This window comes from Nocardioides sp. P4_G10, assembly GCF_056401175.1.
This window is the reverse complement of record NZ_JBFUJV010000001.1, coordinates 465,067-489,975: the sequence shown is the minus strand read 5'-3', so window position 1 is coordinate 489,975 and position 24,909 is coordinate 465,067. Positions and strand designations below refer to the sequence as shown.

Below are 24,909 nucleotides of genomic sequence, written 5' to 3'. Positions count from 1 at the left end.
CGACCTGCTAGGCGCCGCCGGCAGTGACGGCGATGGCCCGTGCGAGCGGCACGTGCTCGCGCGTCCGGGTGGCGGCCTGTGCCAGAAGCTGCGCGGCGATCGTGCCGTGGCCCTCCCGGAGCGCCGCCTGGGCGGCTCGCCACTGGCAGTACGCCTCGTCGTGCGGTCGCTCGAGGTCGTGCCACGTCTGGGCCGCCCTCACCCATCCCTCGACGGTGTCCCGGCCGAACAGGCGCCGCTTCTCCGCGTTCCACTGGAGTCGGTACGACCGGTCGGCGAGGACCGCCTGCCCCTCGAACGGGTCGTGGTGCAGCCCCACCCACAGCTCGTCGAGGCTGCGGTCGACGTCCCGCCGGTCGAGCGCGGGGGCGACGATCGTCGCATCGACTGCCGCCCGGGCCGTCAACGCGAGGAGCTCGCCCGCGGTGCCCGGGGCGACCTCGTCGTGGCGCGACACCAGCACCCTCTTCGCAAGCTCGAGTCCCTCCGCGGGGCGGCCCGTCCAGACGGTGTGGTGCAGCCGCGCGCCCAGGATGACGGTGTCGACCACCTCGTGCGCGCCCAGCTCGAAGCAGGCGAGCCGCCGGCCGGCGGCATCGTCGTGGCCGAGCAGCACCTCCAGGATGGCGCGCTCGAGGTGGAGGAGCGGCAGGGGTGCCGGCTCCTCGTCCTGGGTCTCGACCCGGAGACCCTCCATGGCATCACCGATCCGTCCGGCCTGGCGGAGCGCCTGCGCCACGTTGGTCATGAGGACGTTGGCGTGGCTGGTGGTGATCTGCCACCTGGCGGCCTGCTCGAGCGCCGGCCCCGCCGCCCGCAGCACGTCGTCCGCAGGCCGGCACGCCATCAGGAGGATGTCCGTGTGGCGGACGGCGACGGTCAGGTTGCGCGGCAGGCTGCTGTCGGGGCCGAACTCGCGGACCACGCGCTCGATCTCGTCGACACTCCCGAGGTGACCCAGTGCCCCGAGCTGCCAGGCCCACTGAGCGCGGACCGTGCGTTCGAGCTGGCGGTCCCCCGCCTCCGCCGCCACCTGGGCGGCCTCGGCCAGGACGAGCGTCGCGTCGATGCGTCGGCCGTGCCACTCGAGCTCGGATCCCCGCCACGTCAGCGCCGCAGCAAGGCCCGGGGAGGGCGGCAGCGTCCGGTAGAGCACGATGGCCTGCTCGATCAGCCGCATGCCGAGGTCGCCGGAGACGAACTGCGAGGAGTTGAAGCGGGCCAGGTGGAGCAGCAGGTCCGCGCGTTCGGCGGTGTCGTACAGGTGGGGCGGGTCGGGCAGCGCCAGCTCGGACTCGAGCACGGGCACGGCGTCACGCGGCCGTCCGGAGAGGTCGCACTGGCCGGCGATGCCGGCAACCACCTCGTGCCTGCGGGTGGGTGGATCGTCCACCTCCGCCACGCCCGGCGGCCAGAGCGCAAGCGCGCGCCGCCAGTGCTCGGCCGCCTGCATTCCCGCGTACCGCTCGGACGCCGAACGCGCGGCCCGCACCTGCCAGCCGCGCTCCTCGTCAGCGTCACCGGCGCCCTGCCAGTGCCGGGCAACCTCGGCGGGCTCGGCGTCATCGCCGGCCGCGAGCACGCCGGCCACCGACCGGTGCGCCGCAGCGGCCTCACCGGGCATCATCCGGCGCCGCACGGCCTCAGCGAGGAGCGGGTGGCGGAGCTGGACGTCACCGCGGTTCACGTCGAGGATCCGCTGGGCCAGCAGCCTGCGCAGGGCGTCGGAGAGCGGGCCGGTCTCCAGACCAGCGGCGCGGGCGATCTCGCCCTCCGTCAAGGGTCGGTCCGCGATTCCCAGAACGGACACGACAGCCCAGTCCGGTCCGCCGAGTGGAGCCACCCGGCCGTCGAGCAGGTCGCCCAGGAAGGTCGGCTCACCCGCGTCAGCGTGGGCGAGCTGCTCGGTGAAGAGAGGCTGTCCCAGGCTGCGCGTGTAGATGCGGACGGCGTCCGCGGTCGTTGCGCGGGGTCGGATCAACCGGACCTGCTCCACGGTCTCGTCCTCGGTCAGAGGCCCGAGTGGCAGGACCACGGCATCCCGCCGCACCCGTCTGAACCACTCCCTGTGCCCCGCGGAGACGTCAGGGTCGTCGGTGCGCCAGGAGCCGAGGACGCTCGCGCCCGTGTGCCGGACCAGGTGCTCGACGACGTCCAGGGTCAGGTCGTCGGCCCAGTGGAGGTCCTCCAGCGCGAGCGCGAAGGGCTGCTCGGTCGACAGAGCCCGGCACAGCTCGGCGACACCCGCGAACAGCCGCTGGCGCAGCCACCGGTCGTCCGACTCAGGCGCTGAGTCGTCCGTCGACCACTCGGGGAGCACGGTGGCCAGCGCCTCGCGGACGTAGGCCGAACACCGCTGGAGCGCCGCTGCCACCACCCTCCCGCCCTCGGCGCGCACCACCTGGCGCAAGGCCTCGGCCATGGGGAGGAGGGGGACCTCCGCGGACAGCGGCAGGCACCGGCCGGCGGCGACCAGCACGATGTCCTGCACCTGCGCACACGCCGTCTCGACCAGGGTGGTCTTTCCCATCCCGGCCTCGCCTGTGACCAGGAGCAGCCCCTGGCCGCCCTCGAGGTGGCGGCGTACGACGTCGAGCTCGGAGCGGCGGCCGACGATCCCGACGCCCGGGCTGTGCGTGCCGGTCTGGGGCGCCGATGCCGTCAGCCACCACGCGTGGAACTCGCGCGGGTCACCACCCATCGCCTCGACGAGGAGCTCGAGGACACCCCAGGTCGGCAGCGTGGTCGAGGAGAAGGCCTTGGACACGGTGGTGTGGGAGACGCCGGTCTCGCGAGCGAGCACGCGCAGGCTCCGCCACCCGTCGCGGTGGTGGAGCTCGTGCAGCGCGGCGACCAGGTCCCGATGGGGCCCTGGCGGCAGGTCTGGGCGGGGGAGTGCGCTCACACCGGGATCCCTCCCTCGGCCGTGGTCCGGTCTTCAGGATCGTCCCGGCCCATCGTCGTGTCCACGGACTTCTTCGGTCATGCCTCGCTGGTCCGGACCGCCCCTTTCGTCTCCCACGGCACAATCGGGGGATGGAGGGACGGGCTCGGCACCTCGCGGCACTCGTCGCCTGCGCGCTGGTCGCGTCCGCCTGCACCTCGCCCTCACCCACCGACGAGCCGCCGGCCGACCCGGGTGTCGGCAGCACCTCGACGACACCGCCGGCCCGGGACGGGCAGGTGACCCTGGCCTTCGGCGGCGACGTGCACTTCGAGGGCCGCGCGGGTCGGCTGCTGGACCGTCCCGGCGGGCTGGGGCCCATCGCCCGCACGCTGCGCGCCGCCGACGTCGCGATGGTCAACCTCGAGACGCCGGTGACACGGAGCGAGCAGCGCGACCCCAAGGAGCTCGAGAACGCCGGCGACCGCTACTGGTTCCGCACCCGACCCGCCGCCGTCGACGTGCTGGCCGACGCCGGCGTCGACGTGGTGAGCGTGGCCAACAACCACGCGGGCGACTACGGCGCAGCCGGCCTGCAGGACACGCTGGCCGCCGGTCAGGAGCGTGGCGTCGCGATGGTCGGCGCGGGCCGCGGCGAGGCGGCGTACGACCCCCACGTGGTCGAGGTCGGCGACCTCGAGGTCGCCTTCCTCGCCGCCGACGGCGTCCAGCGCGAGGGCGCCAGCGACGTGTGGTCCGCGAGCACCGGGACCGTCGGTACGGCGTCTTCGCGGGGCAGCAAGGCCGCGGGGCTGGTCGCCGCGGTCGAAGAGGCGTCGTCGCGCGACCAGCTCGTCGTGGTCTACGTGCACTGGGGCCGCGAGTACCAGTCCTGCCCGACGCAGTCGCAGCGACTGCTCGCGCGTGACCTCGCCGACGCCGGGGCGGACGTCGTGGTGGGCAGCCACTCCCACGTCCTCGGTGGCGGGGGATGGGCCGGCGACGCGGTGGTGGCCTACGGGCTGGGCAACTTCGTCTGGTACCACGCCCGCCAGTCCCGGACGGGGGTCCTGTCGGTCACGCTCGACGCCGGGGGAGCCGTCCGGAAGTCGTGGACGCCGGCCAGGATCTCGCCGGCCGACGGGCGGCCGGTCCCGGTCACGGGAGCCGCGCGCAGCCGCGCCGTGGCCGACTGGCGCGCCCGGCAGCGCTGCACCGGACTGGCCGCCGACCGCGGTGGCGCGCAGGCCGACGACCCGGCGTACGGCTCGTCGGTGAGCAGCATCGACGCGAGCCTCGCCGACCGGATGCGCCGCAGCCACCGACCCGGCTGTCCCGTCCTGCTGCGCGACCTGCGACACCTGCGGTTGACCCACCGCGACTTCGACGGCCGGGCGCGGACCGGCGAGCTGGTCGTCCACCGGCGGTGGGCGCGGCCGGTGGCCGACGCGTTCGGCCGCCTGTACGACGCCGGCTTCCCGATCGCCCGGATGCGGCTCGTGGACGACTACGGGGCCGACGACGACCGCTCCATGGCGGCCAACAACACCTCCGGCTTCAACTGTCGCCGGGTCGCGGGACATCGCAGCTGGTCGCAGCACGCCTACGGCGCGGCGATCGACATCAACCCCGTGCAGAACCCCTACGTCATGCCGGGACGCACCGCGCCTCCGGCCGGCCTGCCGTTCGTCGGGATCGACCGGGACCGGTCGGCACCCGCGCGGCCCGGAGTCGTCCGCGCCGGCGACATCCCGGTGGCGGCGTTCTCGCGCATCGGCTGGGAGTGGGGCGGCGCCTGGGTGTCGACGAAGGACTACCAGCACGTCGCCGCGCCGCGGGGACGCTGAGCCAGGGACTCAGCCGTGTTCGCGCACGGTCGCCCGGCGCCCCGGGGCCGAACGCCCGGGCATGGGTGCGGAGGACGGGGCCGGCATCCCTGCGCGGGACCGGTCGACCACGCCGAGGAGCGGCACGTGCCCGCGCGCCTGTGCGTGGGCACGGCGCAGCAGCCGGCGGGCGAGCGTGTCGCGGCCCTCGTGCAGCGCGAGCTCTCCCGCGCGCCAGCGGGAGTACGCCGCCTCGTGCGGGCGACCGACGAGGTCCCACTGCTCGGCCGCCCCGATCCAGTGCTGGAGCTGCGCGACGCCGTGGAGCCGGGCGAGCTCGGCGCGCCACGTGCTGCGGGTCGCCGGGGCGGCGGCGTGGGCTGCCTCCGGGGCCAACGGGTCGGTGGACCACTGGCGCTGCCAGTCCGAGAGTCGGGCGGCGAGGACGGCACGGCGGGCGGGATCGGCCTCGGCCACGTCGGCCCCCGCGCGGGCGGCGAGGCACAGCAGCGATCCGGTGTAGGGCGACCAGGAGGTGGCCGTCTCGCCGGCGATGCCGTCGCCGATCCGGTCGAGGGCCTGCGCCGGCAGGCCGCGCCACAGGTCGCACAGCGCCTGGACGGTCACCACCGCCTGCCGGTGCGCGCTGACCCCGAAGTCGAGGGCCGCGATCGCCTCCAGGCGGCGGTCGGCCGCCTCCAGGTCGCCGTGCACCACCTGGACCCACGCGCGGGTGAGGTGCAGGAAGCGGGTCGACTGCCGGGGCTCGTCCTTGGTGCGCGGACGGACCAGGCGGGACGCGGCTCCGGTGGCTCCGGCGTGCAGGCGGGCCTCGGCGACGTTGCAGAGGAGCATCGTGCTGAGGACGAACGAGTCGATCCCGGCATCGCGCACGGCGGCCAGCCCGGGGTCCGCGGCGTCGGCCACGTCGTCGGCCCGCGCGCACAGCATCAGCAGCAGGTCGGTGTGGTAGGTCCCGAGCCAGACGTCGCTGAAGGGGTTGCCCTCGACGAGGATGGTCCTCGCCTGCCGGGCCGCGCGCAGCCCGTGGGCCGTGCGCCCCAGGACGATGTCGTGCCAGGCACGCTCGACCAGGGCGTCGCGGTGCAGCGCCGGATCGTCGAGCCGGGCGCTGATCTCGAGCATCCGGTCGATGACGAGGTCGGCCTCGTCGTTGCGCCCGGCTCCTCGCAGGGCGCCCGACTTGTCGCCCATGACCCGGACCAGGGAGTCGCGGTCGTCGAGCGCGTCGAGCACGGCGATCGCCTCGTCGGCGAGGCGCACGGACGTCTCCGGGTCGACCTGCGCGAGCGCCTGGCCGGCCCGGCGCAGCGCACGGGCGTGGTCGTGCGCGGGCGATGCGGGGGTGAGGGCCAGGGCCTCGTCCACCCACGACCTCGCCTGCTCTCGGCGCCCCGAGCCGATCGCGGCGTGGACGAGCTCCAGCAAGAGCTCGCACCTGGTGATCCCGGCGTCGACCGGGGGCGGCCCGTCGGCGGGCCAGAGGGCCAGGGCGCGCTCCCAGTGGACGGCCTCCTCGTCGCGGGACAGCCCGTCGCAGGCCGCCCGTCCGGCAGCGACCCGCCAGGGCAGCTCCTCACGAGCATCTCCGGCTCCGCGCCAGTGCTCCGCGACCTCGGCCGGCGTCGGGTGCGCCATCGCGGCCAGGACGGCAGCCAGCCTCCGGTGGGTCGGTACGGCCTCTCCCGGCACGGCCCTGGCCCGCACCGCGGCGGACGTCAGCGCATGGCCGACGGTGACGTCGGTCGCGGCGTAGGGGTCGGCGAGCAGGTGCCGGGCCACCAGCTCGCGCCGGGCGTCGGTGAGCTCGGCGCGGCCCATGGACGTCGCGTCCGCGACGACCTGTGGGGGGAGGGGACGGTCGGCGAGTGCCGCGACGAGGAGCACCGATCTGGCGCTCGGGCTCAGGTGGTCGAGCTGCCGGGCGAGCAGGTCGGCCAGCGGCTCCGGCTCCGTGCCCGCGGTCATCGAGCGCGCCAGCTCCTCGGTGAACAGCGGCACCCCGCGGCCCTGCGCGTGGACGCGCTCGGCGTCGCCGCGTCGCAGCCGGGGACCGATCAGCAGCCGCAGCTGCTCCCGGGTCTCCTTGTGGGTCAGCGGCGCGAGGTTGAGCACCAGCGCGGCCTCGCGACGCACGCGCGTCAGCCAGCCGTCGGCCGCCGCGGACTCGCCGCTGCGCAGGCTGGCGACGATCGGGACGCCCCGGCCACCGACGACGTGCCGCTCGATGAAGCCGCGCGAGCTGGGGTCGGAGCAGTGCAGGTCCTCGAGCACGAGCGCCAGCGGACGGAGCGACGACAGCGCGGCAAGGGTGGACTCGATGGCTGCGAACAGGCGGGCGGCCGCGAAGCGATCCTCGACGTCGCGACCCGCCAGTCCGATCTCCGGCAGGATCCGGGACAGCGCTGGTGCGACGAACCCGGGGCAGCGGCCCAGCGCCTCCCCGAACCACCGGCCCCCGTCGTCGAGCCAGACCTGGCGCAGCACGTCCGACACGAGCGCGAAGGGCGCGTCGGCGAGGATCGGCAGCCCGCCGGCCCGGGCCACGAAGGTCGACACCTGCTGCGACGCTGCGGCCAGCAGCGTCGTCTTGCCGATGCCGGGCTCGCCGGTGACGACCAGCAGCCCGCCGCCTGCCTCGAGGTGGCGGCGTACGACGAGGAGCTCGGCGCGCCGGCCGGCGATGGTCCGTGCCGGAGGGGGCAGGTGCCGGGCGCCGTCCGCCGTCGCGGCGAGCCAGAGGTCCCGGAAGTCCGCCGGATCGCCCCCGACCGCCGGCACGACCATCTCGACGAGCGACCACGCGGGCAGCCGTGGGTGCGTGAAGAGGTGGAACACGCTGGTGTGCGAGCACCCCGCCCGGCGGGCGATGGCGCGGAGGCTGGGCCGTCCTGCCTCGTCGTGCAGGCGGTGCAGCGCGTCGACGAGGTCGCGGTGCGGTCCGGGCTCGAGCTCGGGCTGGTGCAGCAGGCCCATCTACCCTCCCAGGGTTCCTTCTCAGGATCGACCCGCGGTGTGGGGTTGTCCAGATCCCGTCAGGCGGTCCCGGCGCGGTCGAGCGTCGCGGCGGCCGCGTCGGCGAGTGGCACGTGCTGCCGGGCGTCCGTGCGGGCCCGGCCGGCCAGCCGGATCGCCACGGTGCCGCGGCCGTCGCGAAGAGCGACCTGCGCGCCGCGCCACCGGCAGTAGGCGGACTCGTGCGGACGTCCCAGGCGGTCCCACGGGGCGGCAGCACGTGCCCAGCAGTCCACGGTGGCGCGATCCTCCAGCCGCCGCAGCTCTGCCTCCCACCGCAGCGCGTTGGCCGTCGTGGCGACGTCTGGGACGCCCGGACCGAACGGGTCGATCGAGGCACTGGCCCGCATCGCGCGGAGGGAGGTCGACTCCGCTCGTCGGAGCCCCGGGGGTGCCGCAGTCTCGTCCGCGGCGTCTGCATGGGCCCGGGCCAGCGCGACGAGCAGCGGGGCAGTCGCGGCGACCTGCTCGCCGTCGAGGTCGCGCGTCACCACGTCCGCGAGACGTGTGCACGTGTCGGACGCCCGGCCCGCCCAGAGCTCGATCTCCGCCGCCCAGCGCAGGCACTGCGTCCAGTTCTGGTCGTGGATGCGGATGTGCTCGTCGGCTGCCCGACTGCGGTGGAGGGCGGCGGACACCTGCCCCTCGCGCAGCTCGACGGCCGCCAGCATGACGTGGGCGAACGCGGTGTTGGTGGTCGGGCCCGAGCGTGTGATCGGCTCGATCCACGCGCGAGCCGAACGGGTGTTGCCCTCGAGCAGGTGCGCCCAGCACACGTTGGTGCGGACGAGGGCGCCCGGGTAGGACTGCTCGAGGTCCCAGGCGGCTGCTGTGGCGAGAGGTGCCTGCGCGATCTCCTCGGCGCGCGCCGCCGAGGCAGAGGTGCCGAGCAGCACGTCCGTCGCGTTGGCGGCGATCATCAGGTCGGCGACAGGGTCCGGGTCCTCCTCGTCCTGCAGTGCCCGGAGGGCCTCCTCGACCACCTCCTCGACCACCGCCTCGGCGTCCCCGGCGTCCCCCGCGGCCTGGCGGGCGTGCGCGACCAGCCACGCCCGATGACGCCGGCGGAACCGGGCGTCCGCGACGTCGAGGAGCTCGGCCGACCGCCGGAGCGCGGCGAGTGCCTCGTTGTCCCTCCCCATCTGCAAGAGGAGTCCCGTGCGGTCCTCGAGCAGCCGGAAGAGCTCCGGCGAGGGCGTCAGCGGGTCGAGCAGCCGCATCGCTTGCTCCATCAGCTCCTCCGCCCCGGCGCCGTCGCCCTCCTCGTAGCGCTGGGACCCGATCCGGTGCAGGACCTGCGCACGTGCCCGAACGGGGAGCTCCTCGAGCCGCAGCCGACCGGCGCGGCCGGCCAGGTCGTGGCCCGTCTCGACGTCACCCGCCTCGACGGCGGCGTCGATCGCCCTCACCAGCACCTCCCACAGGTCGACGTCGCCGGGCTGGTGGCCCTCGTCCCACAGGGCCAGGACGCGCAGCCACGTGGCGAGCTCCTTCTCGTAGGCGAAGCGGGCGGCTGCCGCGATGGCCGCATCTACCCGCGCGGAGACCTCCTGGTCGGAGCGTCCGGCAGCCATCCAGTGATCGGCGACCTCGGCCGGCTCGGCGGTGGGCGCCCCGTCCATCGTCTCGGCGAGGCGTGCGTGCACCTCCGCGGCCTCTCCCGGCACCAGCCGTCGCGCGACGGCCTCGACGAAGAGGGGGTGGGCGAGCTCGACGTCGTCAGCCGTGCCCGGTCGGAGGAGGCGACGCTCGGCCAGCAGGTGCAACGCCTCGTCCATCGCGTCCTGCGGCAGTCCCGTCGCGCCCCGGAGCATGGCGGGCGGCATCGCTCGTTGAGCGACCCCCAGCACCCGCACGACTCGCCACGAGACGTCGTCGAGGTCCCCGATGCGCCGGTCGAGGAGGTCGGCGAGGGCGCGGGGTAGCGCGTCGTCGTCCGGGCTCGCGGCGAGCTGCGCCGTGTACAGCGGCAGACCCCGACTGCGGGGGTGGATCCGCCGGGCGAGGTCGTGGGTCGCCCCGGTGCCCGTGAGCAGGCGCAACTGCTCGACCGTCTCGGCCGGGGTGAGCGGTGGCAGGTCGACGGCAGCGACCCCGGGCGTCCAGCGAGCGCGGCTGAGCCAGTCCGTGTGCGCGTCCGACACGTCGGGGTCGTCCGAGCGCCATGTCGCGATGACCGGTGGACGCGACGGACCGCTGGTGACGCGGGTGAGCAGGTCGAGGGTGCTCCGGTCGGCCCAGTGACAGTCCTCGAGGTGCACCGCGAGGGGACGCACGCCGTCCAGCGCGCGCAGCGTGCTGACCACCGACGCGAAGAGCCTCTCGAGGCCCCAGAGGTCGTCGCTCGCCGGGGCTCCCGAGCCGTCCTCCAGCTCGGGCAGCAACCGCGCGAGAGACGTGGCGACGTAGCGGGGGCAGGTCGCGAGCGCGTCCGCAATCCACCGACCCCCGTCGTGATCGAGCACCGCCCGGAGGGCATCGGCCACCGGCATGAGGGGCATCTCGCGTGAGAGGTGCAGGCAGCGACCGACGGCGACGAAGACGTCCGTCGAGGCCACGGCCGCGCCCACGAGGGCCGACTTGCCGATGCCCGCCTCGCCCGTGACCAGCAGCAGGCCGGTGCCCGACGTGAGGTGGTGTCGTACGACCCTCAGCTCGGCGACGCGACCTGCGATCCGGGTGGCGCCGCGCCCGGTGAGGCGATCACCCGACGGTGCCGAGGCAGCCAGCCACAGCTCGCGCGCCTCCGGGACGTCGCCGCCCATCACCTCGACCAACAGCTCGACCGTCCCCCAGCTGGGGAGAGCCGTCGACGACAGCGCCTTCGAGACGGTGGTGTGCGAGACCCCCGTCTGCTCGGCGAGCCTCCGCAGGCTGGGCCAGCCCGCTCGGTGGTGCAGGTCGTGGAGCACGTCGACGAGCTCCCGGTGGGGACCGGGAGGCACCTCGGGTCGCGGGAGCGCGCCCATCGCACAAGGATCGCCGATCCGGTGTGCGACCCGCGGGTGGTCCAGACCGCTCGAGGTCGGGGTGTCAGCGTCTGTCAACCCTTGTCAACCGTCGTGGCGGCGGTCCCACCGTGGAGGAACGGCCGGTCCATCCGGGTCCGGCACCACGAAGGGACACACCATGAACACCAACACCCATTCCGTCCGCCGGCGCATCGCCGCCTGTGCGGTCGCGGCCGTCGTCCTGCCCACGTTCGCCGCCTGTGGAGCCGACCTCGACCCGCCGGCCCAGAACATCAACCGGCACAAGACCGACAAGACGACCACCGTCCCCGACCACGCCTCGGGCAACCGCAAGGAGTTCGGTGACGAGTACGGCAAGCGGGCAACGCCCAAGCCCAGCCCGGACCAGGGGCGAAGCCTCAACCGGATGAACTTCCGGGACAACGGCCTGTGAGGGCTGGGTCGGACGCCGGCGGGGGGCGTCCGGTCCTCGTCCCTTGGCCGCGCCCGCCCGATGGATCCCTGCCCCTCCCGGAGCAGGGATCCATCTTTGGGTCAGTCGCTCCCCACCCGTCGCCCTGACGACTCCGCGATCACCCGGGACAGGGGGACGTGCTCACGGGCGTCGGCGGCGGCCCGCCGGAGCAGCCGCTCGGCGACGGCTCCGCGGCCCTCGCGGAGCGCGACCTGCGCCGCGCGCCAGCGGCAGTACGCCGCCGCGTGGGGTCGGCCGAGGTGGCCCCAGGCGACCGCGGCGCGTGACCACTGGTCCACCGTGTCGGTGCCGCTGGCCCGGACGAGCTCGGCCTCCCAGGTCACGCCGGCAGCGACCCCTGCCGAGGACCGCTGCGGGTCGAGCGGGTCGAGCCGGGCCCCTCGGCGCAGGTCCTCCAGGTCCTCGAGCGCCGCGGTGTCCTCGTCGGACGGGCGATCTCCCGGAGGGGTCCGCATGTCGGCCACAGCACGGGCGAGCACCAGGAACGCCATCCAGTAGTCGACGATCCCGGGGGAGTCGAGGAACGCCTCGAGCGGGTCGCGCAGGGCGACCCACGCCTCTGTCGGCTCCTCCTGCCACAACAGGGCCGTGGCCTCCCACACCGCACGGTTCAGCCGGTTGCGCGTGCTCCCGCCGGTCTTCACCAGTCCGCGCATGGTCCTGATCGCGTCGTCCGTACGGCCCTGGACGATGTCGAGGCGCGCCGAGACCCACTGCCCCGGCCAGTCGTCGTAGCTGTACGACCGGGGCACGTCGACCAGGCGGGCGGCCGCGTCGCCGGTCCGGCCCGCGTCGAGGTAGGCCTCGACCACGTTGGCCTTGACCAGCGTGAGGAGGTGGAAGTCGAGCTGCCACTCCCGCCCGAGGTCGAGCACCCGCCGGGCGGCCTCCTCGACCTCGTGGGGCGGGCGGTGGTGCTGCAGGAGCACGTCGGTGTGCATCATCGCCAGGTTGGCCTCCCGCCACGGTCCGGCCGTTCCGGACACCCGGCTGCGCGCCCGGCGGAACAGGTCGAGCGCCGCGGCGAGGTCGCCGAGGTGACCCACGAGCCAGCCCAGGGTGGCGGCCGTCTCGAGGTACAACGCGTCGTCGTCGAGCTCCGCGCACGCGTCGAGAGCGCTCTGCAGGTCGCGTGTCGCCTCGTCGTAGCGGGCCAGGTCCATCAACGCGTCCGCGCGCTGGTCCAGGACGCGGACGAGGTCGGGGCCGACAGCGTGCTCGGCCAGGCGGTCGAGCGCGCGGTCGGCCAGCACGACGGACCCCTCGGGGTCGTCCTTGACCAGCCAGGCGACCTGCGCCGCGCGGCGGATCACCCTCGCTGCCTGCTCGTCGGGCAGCGCGTCCACGTCGGGCTGCTCCTCGTCGACCAGGGCCGCGCAGGCCTCGAGCCGGCCCGACAGCTGCAAGGCGTCGAACGCGGACAGCCACGCCGTGACGAGGCCCTCGGGCGAAACGGCGTGCTGGCGACCCAGCTCGAGGATCCGCAACCAGTGCTCGGCCTCCGAGCGCGGGTCGGTGCGACGGCGTGCCTGACGGGCAGCGGCGGCCCGCCACCGGGCCTCCTCCGTGGTCCCACCGGCGAGCCGCCAGTGCTCGGCGACCACGGCCGGGTCCGCGCCGCCGTCGCGCCCGAGCAGCTCGGCGAACGTGCGGTGGAGCCGGCGTACCTCGCCCGGGAGCAGCCGTCGGCGAGCGGCGTCGGCGAGGAGGGGGTGCGCCAGTCGCACCGTGTCCGTGGCGCCCACGCTCACCAGGTGCCGCGCTGCGAGGTGTCTCAACGCGTCGAGCACAGCGTGGTCGTCGAGGCCGGTGGCGGCGGTCACCAGCTCGACGCCGACCGGCCCGTCGGCCACGCCGAGCGCGGTGGCCACCCGGCCCTGGTCGGGTGAGAGGTCGCCGAGGCGCCGGTCCAGGAGGTCGGCCAGCACCGGTGGGAGGGTCGGGTCGTCCCCCTGGATGGCGAGGTGCGCGGTGAAGAGGGGGTGCCCGCGTGACCGCTCGTGGATCCGCCGGGCGCGGTCGCTGGTGGTGCCGTCGAGCCAACCGGCCAGTCGCAGCTGGTCGCGCGTCTCCTCCAGGGTGAGCGGACCCAGGCTCATCGTGCGGACTCCGGGCAGTGCCTGCACGCGTGCGAGCCACTCGCTGCGCCACCGCTGGACCCTCTGGTGGTCCAGGCGCCACGTCACCGTGACGGGCACGTCCACGTCACGCGACAGGACGTACTCGAGCAGGTCGAGGGTGGTCGCGTCCGACACGTGCAGGTCCTCCACCACCACGGCGAGGGGGCGCGTCGCCGCGAGCCTGGCGAGCACTGCCGCGACGGCGGCGTAGAGGTGTTGCTGGGCGAAGTCGACGTCGTCGGTCGACGCCGCGGCGGCACCCAGCTCGGGCAGGAGCCGGGCGAGCGCCTCACGCGCGTAGGCCGGGCAGTCGGACAACGCCTCGCCGATCCACCGGCCCTCGTCCGCGTCGTGGATCGACCGGAGCAGCTCCACCACAGGCATGAGCGGGACGTCGGTGGAGAGCGGGAGGCAGCGCCCGACAGCCACGCGGGTCTCGGTGAGGACCGCCGCCGCGTCGACGAGCGTCGACTTGCCGATGCCGGCCTCGCCGGTCACCACCAGGAGGCCGCCGTGCCCGTCCAGGTGGTCGCGCACGACGGCGAGCTCGTCCCGACGACCGGCGATCTCGGGAGACGGCGCGGGAGCCGCGTCGTCGTCCGCCGACGACGCGGCGAGCCAGAGGGCGTGGAACTCCGGCCGGCTGCCGCCCATCGCCTCCACGAGGAGCTCCACGGTCCCCCACGGTGGGAGGACGCTGCTGGAGAGCGCCTTCGAGACCGTGGTGTGGGAGACCCCGGTGTCGCGCGCGAGCGAACGGAGGCTGGGCCAGCCGGCCCGGTGGTGCAGCTCGTGCAGGGCTCGGACCAGGTCGTGGTGGGCGCCCGGCGGCAGGACCGGACTGGGTAGTGCGCCCATGTCACCTCCGACAGCCGCTGGTGCAGTGCCCGAGACGTCGTTCCCCACCATCCGCCGCGCGACCCGTCGTGTCCATGCAATTTCGCTGGCCGGGCGGCGTCCCGTCCCGCGGTCCACGCCCCTGACGCCCGTCACGGGCGGGGACTCCCGCTCCTCGCTAGGCTGGAGCCATGGGGGAGATCGAGAACCGCCCGCACGACCCGTCGCAGATGCGCATCTCCGACGCAGACCGCCAGCGCGTCGCCGACGTGCTGCGCGACGCTGCCGGGGACGGCCGCATCGACCTCGACGAGCTCGAGGAGCGGCTGGAGCTGACCTGGCAGGCCAAGACCTACGGCGAGCTGGTGCCGATCACGCTCGACCTGCAGGCGCCGGGCCCTGCCGCCCCACCCACCGGCCCGCCGGTGCGTCGTACGCCGTCAGCGGTGCCCGCGGTCGGGCACAACTCGTCCGTCGCGATCATGAGCGAGTGCAAGCGCCAGGGCGTCTGGTCGGTGCCCGAGCACCACAGCGCCTTCGCGATGATGGGTGGAGTGGTCATCGACCTCCGCCAGGCGCAGCTCTCGGCCCACGAGACCCTCCTCAACGCCAGCGCGATCATGGGCGAGGTGAAGGTGATCGTCCCGGCCGACATGCACGTGGTCATGGACGGCACCCCGATCATGGGCGAGTTCAGCCAGGCGAAGGACAAGGTGCCCGCCGAGGTCGGCCCCGGCTCCCCGGTCGTGCGCATCCGCGGGATGGCCCTGATGGGGTCGGTCACGGTGCAGCGCCAGCCCGCGCCCGGCACGCCGAAGAAGTACCTCGGCACCTACTGACGAGACGCGCGACCTGCCGCTCCGCTCGACCCCGCGCCGCCGTGGCGCGACCACGGGTCGGGCGCTGATTGCTGCACCCACCCCGGGGCCCTACTGTGACCCGGGTCACTTCACTACGGATCGTCCGGCACGTACCTGCCGGTGAAGGAGCAGAACATGGCATCAGTGACTTTCGAGAAGGCGCAGCGGTGGTATCCCGGCACCGACGAGCCGGCCGTGCCCGGCATCGACCTGGAGATCAAGGACGGCGAGTTCATGGTGCTCGTCGGCCCCTCCGGCTGCGGCAAGTCCACGACCCTGCGGATGCTCGCAGGGCTCGAGGAGGTCAACGACGGGCGCATCTTCATCGGTGACCGGGAGGTCACCAACGTGCCCCCCAAGGACCGCGACATCGCGATGGTCTTCCAGAACTACGCGCTCTACCCGCACATGTCGGTCGAGGAGAACATGGCCTTCTCGCTCAAGATGGCCAAGGTACCCACCGAGGAGCGGAAGAAGCGCGTCGCCGAGGCGGCTCGCATCCTCGGCCTCGAGGAGTTCCTGGAGCGCAAGCCCAAGGCGCTCTCGGGCGGTCAGCGTCAGCGCGTGGCGATGGGTCGCGCGATCGTCCGCAACCCGCAGGTCTTCTGCATGGACGAGCCGCTGTCCAACCTCGACGCCAAGATGCGGGTGCAGACCCGCACCGACATCGCGCGCCTGCAGCAGGACCTCGGCGTCACGACCGTCTACGTCACGCACGACCAGGTCGAGGCGATGACGATGGGCGACCGGGTCGCGGTGATGAAGCTCGGCGTGCTGCAGCAGGTCGACACCCCGCTCAAGCTCTACGACAAGCCCGCCAACCTCTTCGTCGCCGGCTTCATCGGGTCGCCGCAGATGAACCTCATGGAGGGCACGGCGGTCGACGGCGACGTCAAGGTCGGCAAGTACACGGTGCCGGTCGACCCCACCGCCGAGCGCAAGATGTCGGGCCGGGTCACCGTCGGCGTGCGTCCGGAGAGCTGGCGCATCGTCACCGCCGAGGAGGGTGGCCTGCCCGTCAAGGTCACGGTCGTCGAGGAGCTCGGCGCCGACAGCTTCGTCTACGGCACCTGCGACGTGGAGGGCACGCCCTCCAACGTGATCGTCCGCGTCGCCGGACGCCAGCACCCGCAGAAGGGCGAGACGCTCCACGTCACCACCGACCCGCAGAACGTCCACGTCTTCGACACCGAGACGGGCGAGCGCCTCTCCGACTGAGTCCWCCGACCGCACCGCCCAGCACGGCATGAGCCCCCGGGAGCCCTGCTCCCGGGGGCTCAGCCGTCCCCGGCGTCATTCGCCATACTGGGCGCGTGAGGTCCGACACCGGTTTCGAGCAGCGGCTGGCCGCCCTGGAGCCCGACCTGCGCGACACCGTGTCGCGGGTCTACGGCGCCGACGCGGCGTCCGAGGTCACCCGGTCCCTGGTCGCGGTCGCCCGGGCGGCGCACGCGGCCCGGCCGGCCGAGCTGCGCGCGCTCGACGAGCGGAGGCTGCGCGAGCCCGACTGGTTCCAGCGGTCCTCGATGGTGGGCTACGCCGCCTACGCGGACCGCTTCGCCGGGACGCTGCGCGGGGTGGGGGAGCGCGGGGCGTACCTGCGTGAGCTGGGGGTCGGCTACCTCCACCTGATGCCGCTCCTGACGCCGCGGCCGGCGCCCAACGACGGCGGCTACGCGGTCATGGACTACCGCTCCGTGCGGCCCGACCTCGGCACGGTCGACGACCTGCGCGACCTCGCGACCACCCTGCGCGGCGAGGGCATCAGCCTCTGCCTCGACCTCGTGCTCAACCACGTCGCGCGCGAGCACGAGTGGGCCCTCGCGGCGCGCGCGGGCGACCCGGACCGGCGGGCCTTCTTCCACGTGCATCGCGACCGCGAGGTGCCCGACGCCTACGAGGCGACGCTGCCGGAGGTGTTCCCCGACTTCGCGCCGGGCAGCTTCACCTGGGACGACGAGCTGTCGGGCTGGGTCTGGACGACGTTCAACGACTACCAGTGGGACCTCGACTGGTCGAACCCCGCCGTCCTCCGCGAGTTCGCCGACATCATCCTGTCGCTGGCCAACCTGGGCGTGGAGGTGTTCCGCCTCGACGCGATCGCGTTCATCTGGAAGCGCCTCGGCACCGACTGTCAGAACCAGCCCGAGGTGCACGACCTCACCCGCGCCCTCCGCACCGTCGCCCGCATCGCGGCCCCCGCGGTCCTGTTCAAGGCCGAGGCGATCGTCGGCCCGGCGGACCTCCCGGCCTACCTCGGCGTGGGTGAGCAGGCGGGCCGGGTCAGCGACCTCGCCTACCACAACGGGCTGATGGTGCAGGTCTGGTCGATGCTCGCCTCGCGCGACGCCCGCCTGGCGACGTACGCCCTCCAACAGCTGCCGCAGCCGCCGTCGACGACGGCCTGGATCACCTACGTGCGCTGCCACGACGACATCGGGTGGGCCATCTCCGACGAGGACGCCCGTGCGGTGGGTCTCGACGCGGCGGCTCACCGGCGGTTCCTGTCCGACTTCTACGCCGGGTCCTTCCCCGGCTCGTGGGCGCGGGGGCTGGTCTTCCAGCACAACGAGCAGACGGGGGACCGGCGGATCTCCGGCTCGCTCGCCTCGCTCGCCGGTCTCGAGGTGGGCGACCCGCACGCCGCCGCGCGCATCCTGCTCGCGCACGCGATCATCCTGTCCTTCGGCGGCCTGCCGGTGATCTGGATGGGCGACGAGGTCGGGTTGCTCAACGACCACTGTTGGGCCGACGACCCCGACCACGCCGCCGACAACCGGTGGGTGCACCGGCCGCGGATGCCCTGGGACGACGTCGAGGCCGACCCCGACCCGCACGGCATCACGTCGGGCCTGCGGCACCTGATCGACGTACGACGATCACTGCCGCACCTGCACGCGGCCTCGCCCACCGAGGTGTGGGACCCGCGCGACCCCGGCGCGCTGCTCGTCGTCCGGCGGCACCCCGACGGCCCGCTCCTCGCCGCCGCCAACGTCACCGACCGGGAGGCGTGGGTGGCCGCCGACGTCCTGCACTGGCTGGGCCTGCACTCCGACGACCTGGTCGACGCCCTCACCGGCGCCGCGCCGGACCTCCGCGACGGCGCGGTGCGGCTCGAGCCCTACGCGTCGGTGTGGCTGCACGCGTCGTCCCCGTCGCCCGGCTGAGGCCGTCGCGAGGATGCTCCGGACGTGGCGAGGCCCCGGGAGCTGAAGCTCCCGGGGCCTCGTTCCACGCCGACGTGCAGCGCCGGACGACCGTGGGTCAGGTGGTGGCCGTGTCCGAGCCCGGCTGGACCTCGTCCTGCTCGCGCCCGACCTCCTCGGCCTTCGCCATGGCGTTGCCACCGGGGATGACTCCGGCCTTGGAGGCGTCCATCGTGAGGTTCTCGCCCGTGGCCGGGTCGAAGAGGTGGATCTTGCGGGCGTCGACCCAGATGGTGGCGTCGTCGCCCTCGCTGATCCGGCTCGCACCGTCGAGGCTGATCACCAGCTGGGTGCGCAGCGACTCGCCGTCGAGGTCGCGCTCCAGCTGGTGGAGCTGCTCGGCGACCTCGGGCGGCGCCTCGAAGGGGATGTAGGCGTAGGCCTCGTTGCCCAGCCACTCCACGACGTCGACCGTGGCGTTGAACGTCGCCTCGTCGGTCACCTTGTCCTCGTCGACGACGCTGGCGTCCTCGAAGTGCTCGGGTCGGATCCCCGCCATCAGCAGACCCTTGCCCTGTGCCTTCGCCGCCCTGTCCTCCGGGATCGTGACGGTCCCGAACGGCAGCTCCACCTGGTTGCCCTTGACCTCCGCCGGCAGGAAGTTCATCGGCGGGGAGCCGATGAATCCGGCGACGAAGAGGTTGGCCGGGTTCTCGTAGAGCTCGCGGGGGGTGGCGAGCTGCTGCAGGATTCCCCGCTTCAGCACCGCGACCCGGTCGCCGAGCGTCATGGCCTCGGTCTGGTCGTGGGTGACGTAGACCGTGGTGATGCCGAGCCGCTTCTGCAGACGGGAGATCTCCGTGCGCATCTGTCCGCGCAGCTTGGCGTCGAGGTTGGACAGCGGCTCGTCGAACAGGAACGCCTCGGCCTGGCGGACGATCGCACGCCCCATGGCGACCCGCTGGCGCTGGCCTCCCGAGAGGTTGCCCGGCTTGCGCTCGAGGTGCTCGTCGAGCTCGAGGGTCTTCGACGCGTTGCGCACCTTCTCGTCCACCTCGGAGTCCGACGCGCCGGCCAGCCGGAGCGGGAAGGCGATGTTCTCGTAGACGGTGAGGTGGGGGTAGAGCGCGTAGTTCTGGAAGACCATGGCCAGGTTGCGGTCGCGCGGGGCGAGGTCGTTGACCTTCTTCCCGCCGATCACCATGTCGCCGCTGGTGATGTCCTCCAGCCCCACGATCATCCGGAGCAGCGTCGACTTCCCGCAGCCGGAGGGCCCGACCAGGATCAGGAACTCCCCGTCGGCGACGTCGATGCTGATGTCGTTGACGGCAGGGAAGCCGTCGCCGTACTGCTTGACGATGTTCTTCATCTCGATGGCAGCCATGGCGGCCTCACCCCTTCACTGCGCCGGAGGTCAGGCCGGCGACGATCTTGCGCTGGAACAACAGGACGATGATGATCACCGGCAGCGTGACGATGACCGAGGCGGTCGACAGCTGTGCGTACGGTGGGTTGAACGGGTCTGGTCCGACGAAGAACGACATCTGTGCGGGCACGGTGCGCGACGCGGTCGTCGAGGTCAGCGAGATCGCGAGCACGAACTCGTTCCACGCGAAGAAGAACGTCAGGATCGCCGCGGTGAACACACCCGGGGCGGCGAGCGGGACGATCACCTTGCGGAACGCCTGCCACGACGTGGCGCCGTCCACCTGGGCCGCCTGCTCCATCTCCCACGGGATCTCGCGGAAGAACGCCGACAGGGTCCAGATCGCCAGCGGCAACGTGAACGACATGTAGGGGATGATCAGGCCGGGCCAGGTGTTGAACAGGCCGAACCTGGTCCACAGGTCGAACAGTGGACCCACCAGTGCGACCACCGGGAACATCGCGATCGCCAGCGCCAGCGAGAGCACCAGGCGCTTGCCCCTGAACTCCAGCCGGGCGATGGCGTAGGCCGCGAGGGTCGCGAGGATCACCGAGAGCACGGTGGCGATGATGGAGATGCCGAACGAGTTGAAGAGGGCCTTCTGGAAGTCCTTCTCCACCCCGGTGGGGTCGGCGCCGACAAAGGGCCAGTCCCACAGCGCCTTGTAGTTGTCGAACGTGGGGTCCTTGGGCAGGAACTGCGGACTGCCGACCRCCGTCTCGCCCTCGGACTTGAACGAGAGCGAGAGGATCCACGCCACGGGGAACAGGCACCACACCAGGATCAGCAGGAAGCCGATCCAGGTGCCGATCTTGGTCTTGCCCTTCATCAGCCCTCACCTCTCGCAGACGCCAGGTCCACCTTGAACAGCTTCACGATCAGCCACGCCAGCAGCAGCACCGAGATGAACAGCACCACCGAGAGTGCCGACCCGAGCCCCAGTTGCATCTGCTCGATCACCTGCCGGTAGGTGAGGAACGAGATCGACTCGGTGTCCTGGGCGCCCCTGGTCATGATGTAGATGTTGTCGAAGATGCGGTAGGCGTCGAGGGCCCGGAAGAGGACCGCGACCATGATGGCGGCCCGCATGTTGGGCAGGATCACCTTCCACAGCCGCTGCCACCAGGTGGCACCGTCGACCTGGGCCGCCTCCAGCATGTCCTCGCTGACCTGGGAGAGGCCGGCCAGCAACAGCAGGGCCATGAAGGGCGTGGTCTTCCAGATCTCGGAGACCATGATCGCGAACATCGCGTGCCAGTGGTCGCCGAACCAGTTGGTGTCCTCGGCGATCCACGGCAGCCAGTGGAACCACGCGTTGACGAAGCCGTTGTTGAGCGAGAACGCGAACTGCCAGGCGAAGGCGGAGACCACGGTGATGATGCCGTAGGGGATGAGGATCGAGGTCCGCATCACTCCGCGGGCGAACACGATGCGGTGCATCACCATCGCGAACGCGAAGCCGATGACCAGCTCGACCGCGACCGTCACGATCATGATCAGGACGGTGTTCCACGTGTCCTTCCAGAAGAGGCTGTCGGTGAGGACGGTGACGTAGTTGTCGATGCCGATGAACTCGCGGTCGTCAGGTGCCGTCAGCCGGTACCGGAAGAGCGACAGGTAGAGCGCCTGGATCATCGGCCAGGCGGTGACCAGCAGCATCATCACCACGGCGGGTGCCACCAGCTTGAGGCCGAGCCTGTTCTCGGCCTTGGACCGATCGCTCGCCACAGCCTTGGTGGACACGTCGGCGGGTGGGCGTTGCAGGGTGGTGCTCACAGCAATCTCCCTCCTTCCAGGATCTGCTGGGTGAAGTCCTGGGACTCCGGGGGCGTGTCCTGGTTCACGTTGGCCGGCGGGTGCCAGGTGTTCTGCAGCGAGCTGGAGATGTCGCTCCAGTAGGGAGTGACCGAGCGCGGGGCCGAGGTGTCGACGCTCTCCTGGAAGAGCTTCAGGAGGTCCGCGGGGTAGATGTCTGCAAGTGCGGGATATTCGTAGCCTGCAGTGCTGGCCGGCATGTTGCCGGTCATCTCGGCGTTGATGCCCTGGTTCTCCGGCTCCACCAGGCAGGCGGCGGCCTCCAGCGCGAGGTCCTTGTGGTCGGAGAACTCACTGACGGCGATGCCGATGCCGCCGTAGGGCGGTCGGGACTCCTCGCCCTCGACCGTCTGGGGGTAGCGGGTGTAGCCGATGTCCTTGGCGACGTCGGGGGCCGTCTCGTCGTAGTTGTGGAAGATGTAGGTCCAGTTGACCATGAAGGAGCCGTTGTCCCCTCCGAAGGTCGACCCGGCCGTGCCCTCGTTGGACACGCTGAGGTCGGCGGGAGCGGCCTCGGAGGTCGCGAGCTCCTCGATGACCTTGGCCGCGTCCTCGCCCTGCGGGCTGTCGATGGTCAGGTCGAGGTCGACGCCCTTGTCGGCGTTCTCCACCAGCTGCCCGCCCGCGCCCTCGATGAGCGCGTTGATCCAGACGCTGTAGCCCTCGTACTTGTTCGCCTGCACCCCGATCTGTCCGCCGTTGTCCGCAGCGGCCTGGATGATCTGGTCCCAGGTGACCGGCTGGGACATGTCGATGCCGGCCTTCTCCACGAAGGACTTGCGGTACCAGAGGACCTGGGTGTTGGACCAGAACGGGAAGACGACGAGCTTGTCCTCCCATGTCGCTGCGTCCATCGCGCCCTTGAAGGTGCCCTGCTTCTCGAGCTGTGCCTTGGCGTCCTGCGGGACCTCGGCGAGGAAGCCGGCGGCGGCGAACTCCGCGGTGAACGGCGGGTCGAGCGACATCAGGTCGATCTCGGGATCCTCGGCCGCGAGACGTCGCGACAGCTGGATGCGCTGCTCGCTCGAGCTCTGGGGGAGCACCTGGGTCGCAATGGTGTACTCGTCGGTCGAGCACTTCTCGGCGATGGCTGCCTGGCCCCCGGTGTCGGGGTTGATGTACCAGGTCAGCTCGGTCGTGCCGCTGTCGCTGCTGCACGCGGCCAGCAGGGCACTGGCAAGGGCCAGACTGGCGAACGAGCCAGCGACCCGACGAGCCCCTGGGCGACCGCGCGAGCGGGTCGATGAACGTGGTGCCATGCGCCCCTCCTAGATATGACGTGGATCACTGGTCTATCGGCTGTGGCTATGTTTGGCAACAGCGCCTCACCCAGAGGAAGACCGTGACGAGAGAGGCCCCTGTGACGAGCTGGTTCGCGCCCGGTCGCATCAACCTGATCGGTGAGCACACCGACTACAACGCCGGCTTCGTCCTGCCGTTCGCGCTGGCCGTCGGGTGCACGGCGACGGTCTCGGCCGTCGAGGCGGGCTCGGCCGGCAGCGCCGAGGGCTCCGCAGCCTGGACGGTGCGATCCGTCCAGCAGCCCGACCCGGTCGTCGTACGACGCTCGGGGCTGGCGGCCGCGGACCTGCAAGGCGTTCCCGAGTGGTCGCGCTACGTGCTGGGTGCGCTCTGGCTGCTCACCGACCGCGGGATCGACGTCCCGCCCCTCGAGGTCGAGGTCGACTCCGACGTGCCGTCGGGCGCCGGGCTGTCGTCGTCAGCCGCGCTCGTCTGCTCGGTCGCGCGGGCCGTCGACGACCACCTCGGCCTCGGGCTCGACGACGACGCCCTCTTCGCGCTGACCCGCGACATCGAGAACGACGCCGTGGGCGCGCCGACCGGTGGTATGGACCAGCTGGTCAGCCTGCGCGGCGAGGCCGGCCACGCGCTGTTCTGCGACATGCGCAGCCACGAGACCCGCTCGGTCCCGCTCGACCTCGGTGGCAGCGGGCTGGCGGTGCTGGTGGCCGACACCCGCGCCCCCCACCGTCACTCCGACGGCGAGTACGGCGCCCGGCGCCGCGGCTGCGAGGAGGCGGCTCGCCGCCTGGGCGTTCCCGCGCTGCGCGACGTGACCGCCGACGACCTCGACGCCGCGCTCGAGCGCCTCGACGACGAGGAGCTGCGCCGCTACGTGCGGCACGTCGTCACCGAGGACGACCGCGTGCTCTCGGTGGTGCGGCTGCTCGACGACAGCCGGCTCGCCGACATCGGACCACTGCTGACCGCGTCGCACCGCTCGATGCGCGACGACTTCCAGATCACCGTCCCCGAGGTCGACACCGCCGTCGACGCGCTGCTGGAGGCGGGTGCGCTGGGTGCCCGGATGACCGGCGGCGGCTTCGGCGGCTGCGTCATCGGGCTGGTGCCCGAGGAGTCCGTGGACCCGGCGGGTGACGCCGTACGCCGTGCCTTCGCGGACGCCGGCTTCGGCGAGCCCGACCTCTTCACGGCCGAGCCGTCGCAGGGCGCGCACTCCGTCGACCGCTGACCAGCCCGGCCAGGGGCTAGGAGGCCCGGTCGGCCGTCCGCCGGATCGCCTCGACGAAGGTGCCGAAGAGCTCGGGCGGCAGGTCGTGGCCCATGCCGTCGATGGTGACCAGCTCGGCGCCGGGGATGGCGGCGGCGGTCGAGCGCCCGCCGCTGACGTGGACCATCTTGTCGGCGTTGCCGTGGATGACGAGCGCGGGGATGCGGAGGCTGCGCAGCCGCGGGGTGCGGTCGCCCTGCGTGAGGATGGCGAGCATCTGGCGCACGACGCCGCTGGCGCTGACGCCGCGGTCGAAGGTCTCGCCGGCGCGGGTGCGCAGGGCGTCGGGGGCGGAGGGGTAGGCGGCGGAGCCGATCAGCGCCCACATGGCGACGCTGCTGTCGATGTAGGCGTCCCGGCCGGCCTTGCGCGGCCCGATCAGCCGCGGGAGGAGGGAGGGGTGCTGCCAGCCGACGGTGCGTCGTCCGGTCGTCGAGCTGATGCTGGTCAGCGACCGCACCCGCGTCGGGTGCTCGACGGCGATCGTCTGGGCGATCATGCCGCCCATCGACACGCCGACGAGGTGCGCGGACTCCAGGCCGAGGTGGTCGAGCAGCGCGACGGCGTCGCCGGCCAGGTCGGACATCGTGTACGGCGTCCGCGCGCGACCGGTCGCGAAGGCGCGCACCAGCTGGTCGCGGCGGACCGGTGCTGCGACCCGGGACGACCGGCCGGTGTCGCGGTTGTCGTAGCGCACGACGTGGAAGCCGGCGCCTGCCAGCTGCTCGCAGAACGCCTGGTCCCACCACGTCATCGGGCCGCTCAGCCCCATCACGAGGAGCAACGGCTCGTCGTCGGGGTCGCCGAAGGTCTGGTAGCAGAGCTCGACCTGGTTGCCGACCGGCGCGCGGAGCTCGTCGGACGCGACGGGAGGCTGGCTGCTGTCTCGGTGGGGCGCGGGCATGTCACCAGTGAACACGACAGTCGTCCCCAAATAAACGCAAAGTGGCCCACATCCCCGGTGGGGAGCGGGTTCTGG

15 protein-coding genes are annotated in these 24,909 nt (G+C 72.7%); 6 read left to right on the top strand and 9 right to left on the bottom strand.

Annotation, left to right across the window (positions count from 1 at the left end):
- Nucleotides 1-7: 7 nt before the first annotated feature.
- The gene (locus tag AC1DP1_RS02305; protein WP_477505463.1) at nucleotides 8-2,905 is read right to left on the bottom strand and encodes an ATP-binding protein; all 2,898 of its coding nucleotides are present in this window, start codon (nucleotides 2,903-2,905) and stop codon (nucleotides 8-10) included.
- A 131-nt stretch (nucleotides 2,906-3,036) separates the two neighbouring features.
- Here AC1DP1_RS02305 and AC1DP1_RS02300 point away from each other — a divergent pair, with 131 nt between their 5' ends.
- On the top strand, nucleotides 3,037-4,731 hold the full coding sequence (locus AC1DP1_RS02300; RefSeq protein WP_477505462.1) for a CapA family protein: 1,695 nt from the start codon (nucleotides 3,037-3,039) through the stop codon (nucleotides 4,729-4,731).
- A 9-nt stretch (nucleotides 4,732-4,740) separates the two neighbouring features.
- Here the strand turns inward: AC1DP1_RS02300 and AC1DP1_RS02295 are convergent, their stop codons facing one another.
- Nucleotides 4,741-7,707 carry an ATP-binding protein gene (locus tag AC1DP1_RS02295; protein ID WP_477505461.1) on the bottom strand — a complete coding sequence of 989 codons (2,967 nt, stop codon included), beginning with the start codon at nucleotides 7,705-7,707 and terminating at the stop codon, nucleotides 4,741-4,743.
- 59 nt (nucleotides 7,708-7,766) lie between these two features.
- Entirely contained in the window at nucleotides 7,767-10,715 is a 2,949-nt protein-coding gene (locus AC1DP1_RS02290; protein ID WP_477505460.1) for an ATP-binding protein, read from the bottom strand.
- Nucleotides 10,716-10,875: 160 nt separating this feature from the next.
- Between AC1DP1_RS02290 and AC1DP1_RS02285 the strand changes: the two genes are divergently transcribed.
- Nucleotides 10,876-11,151 carry a hypothetical protein gene (locus AC1DP1_RS02285; RefSeq protein ID WP_457184796.1) on the top strand — a complete coding sequence of 92 codons (276 nt, stop codon included), beginning with the start codon at nucleotides 10,876-10,878 and terminating at the stop codon, nucleotides 11,149-11,151.
- 101 nt (nucleotides 11,152-11,252) lie between these two features.
- On the opposite strand, the gene AC1DP1_RS02280 is transcribed toward AC1DP1_RS02285, so the two are convergent.
- The gene (locus tag AC1DP1_RS02280; protein ID WP_477505459.1) at nucleotides 11,253-14,171 is read right to left on the bottom strand and encodes an ATP-binding protein; all 2,919 of its coding nucleotides are present in this window, start codon (nucleotides 14,169-14,171) and stop codon (nucleotides 11,253-11,255) included.
- 170 nt (nucleotides 14,172-14,341) lie between these two features.
- On the opposite strand from AC1DP1_RS02280, the gene AC1DP1_RS02275 reads away from it, so the two are divergent.
- The 3 genes from AC1DP1_RS02275 (at nucleotide 14,342) to AC1DP1_RS02265 (ending at nucleotide 18,177) form a co-directional block, all read left to right on the top strand.
- Nucleotides 14,342-14,989, top strand: a complete 648-nt coding sequence (locus AC1DP1_RS02275) for a DUF1707 SHOCT-like domain-containing protein (RefSeq protein WP_477505458.1) — start codon at nucleotides 14,342-14,344, stop codon at nucleotides 14,987-14,989.
- Nucleotides 14,990-15,145: 156 nt separating this feature from the next.
- Entirely contained in the window at nucleotides 15,146-16,228 is a 1,083-nt protein-coding gene (locus AC1DP1_RS02270; protein WP_457184790.1) for an ABC transporter ATP-binding protein, read from the top strand.
- Nucleotides 16,229-16,323: 95 nt separating this feature from the next.
- On the top strand, nucleotides 16,324-18,177 hold the full coding sequence (locus AC1DP1_RS02265) for an amylosucrase (protein WP_477505457.1): 1,854 nt from the start codon (nucleotides 16,324-16,326) through the stop codon (nucleotides 18,175-18,177).
- A 97-nt stretch (nucleotides 18,178-18,274) separates the two neighbouring features.
- On the opposite strand, the gene AC1DP1_RS02260 is transcribed toward AC1DP1_RS02265, so the two are convergent.
- Genes AC1DP1_RS02260 through AC1DP1_RS02245 form a run of 4 tightly spaced genes read right to left on the bottom strand, consistent with a single transcriptional unit; the run spans nucleotide 18,275 to nucleotide 22,656 of the window.
- On the bottom strand, nucleotides 18,275-19,540 hold the full coding sequence (locus tag AC1DP1_RS02260) for an ABC transporter ATP-binding protein (protein ID WP_477505456.1): 1,266 nt from the start codon (nucleotides 19,538-19,540) through the stop codon (nucleotides 18,275-18,277).
- A gap of 7 nt (nucleotides 19,541-19,547) precedes the next feature.
- Complete coding sequence (locus tag AC1DP1_RS02255) at nucleotides 19,548-20,411, bottom strand: carbohydrate ABC transporter permease (RefSeq protein ID WP_477505455.1); 864 nt, start codon at nucleotides 20,409-20,411, stop codon at nucleotides 19,548-19,550.
- The gene (locus AC1DP1_RS02250; protein WP_477505454.1) at nucleotides 20,411-21,358 is read right to left on the bottom strand and encodes a carbohydrate ABC transporter permease; all 948 of its coding nucleotides are present in this window, start codon (nucleotides 21,356-21,358) and stop codon (nucleotides 20,411-20,413) included. The genes AC1DP1_RS02255 and AC1DP1_RS02250 overlap by 1 nt, the downstream gene beginning before the upstream one ends.
- On the bottom strand, nucleotides 21,355-22,656 hold the full coding sequence (locus AC1DP1_RS02245; protein ID WP_457184779.1) for an extracellular solute-binding protein: 1,302 nt from the start codon (nucleotides 22,654-22,656) through the stop codon (nucleotides 21,355-21,357). Before AC1DP1_RS02245 ends, AC1DP1_RS02250 begins: the two co-directional genes overlap by 4 nt.
- 101 nt (nucleotides 22,657-22,757) lie before the next feature.
- On the opposite strand from AC1DP1_RS02245, the gene galK reads away from it, so the two are divergent.
- On the top strand, nucleotides 22,758-23,891 hold the full coding sequence (gene galK / locus AC1DP1_RS02240) for a galactokinase (RefSeq protein WP_477505453.1): 1,134 nt from the start codon (nucleotides 22,758-22,760) through the stop codon (nucleotides 23,889-23,891).
- 16 nt (nucleotides 23,892-23,907) lie between these two features.
- On the opposite strand, the gene AC1DP1_RS02235 is transcribed toward galK, so the two are convergent.
- Nucleotides 23,908-24,834: an alpha/beta fold hydrolase gene (locus tag AC1DP1_RS02235; protein WP_477505452.1), complete on the bottom strand. Its 927-nt coding sequence runs from the start codon at nucleotides 24,832-24,834 to the stop codon at nucleotides 23,908-23,910.
- Nucleotides 24,835-24,909 lie beyond the last annotated feature (75 nt).

Excerpts from the sequence above, each read along its gene's own strand:
- AC1DP1_RS02285 (WP_457184796.1), top strand. The coding sequence starts at position 10,876 with ATGAACACCAACACCCATTCCGTCCGCCGGCGCATCGCCGCCTGTGCG.
- AC1DP1_RS02270 (WP_457184790.1), top strand. The coding sequence starts at position 15,146 with ATGGCATCAGTGACTTTCGAGAAGGCGCAGCGGTGGTATCCCGGCACC.
- AC1DP1_RS02260 (WP_477505456.1), bottom strand. The coding sequence starts at position 19,540 with ATGGCTGCCATCGAGATGAAGAACATCGTCAAGCAGTACGGCGACGGC.
- AC1DP1_RS02275 (WP_477505458.1), top strand. The coding sequence starts at position 14,342 with ATGGGGGAGATCGAGAACCGCCCGCACGACCCGTCGCAGATGCGCATC.
- AC1DP1_RS02290 (WP_477505460.1), bottom strand. The coding sequence starts at position 10,715 with ATGGGCGCGCTCCCGCGACCCGAGGTGCCTCCCGGTCCCCACCGGGAG.
- AC1DP1_RS02300 (WP_477505462.1), top strand. The coding sequence starts at position 3,037 with ATGGAGGGACGGGCTCGGCACCTCGCGGCACTCGTCGCCTGCGCGCTG.
- AC1DP1_RS02280 (WP_477505459.1), bottom strand. The coding sequence starts at position 14,171 with ATGGGCGCACTACCCAGTCCGGTCCTGCCGCCGGGCGCCCACCACGAC.
- AC1DP1_RS02245 (WP_457184779.1), bottom strand. The coding sequence starts at position 22,656 with ATGGCACCACGTTCATCGACCCGCTCGCGCGGTCGCCCAGGGGCTCGT.
- AC1DP1_RS02295 (WP_477505461.1), bottom strand. The coding sequence starts at position 7,707 with ATGGGCCTGCTGCACCAGCCCGAGCTCGAGCCCGGACCGCACCGCGAC.
- AC1DP1_RS02235 (WP_477505452.1), bottom strand. The coding sequence starts at position 24,834 with ATGCCCGCGCCCCACCGAGACAGCAGCCAGCCTCCCGTCGCGTCCGAC.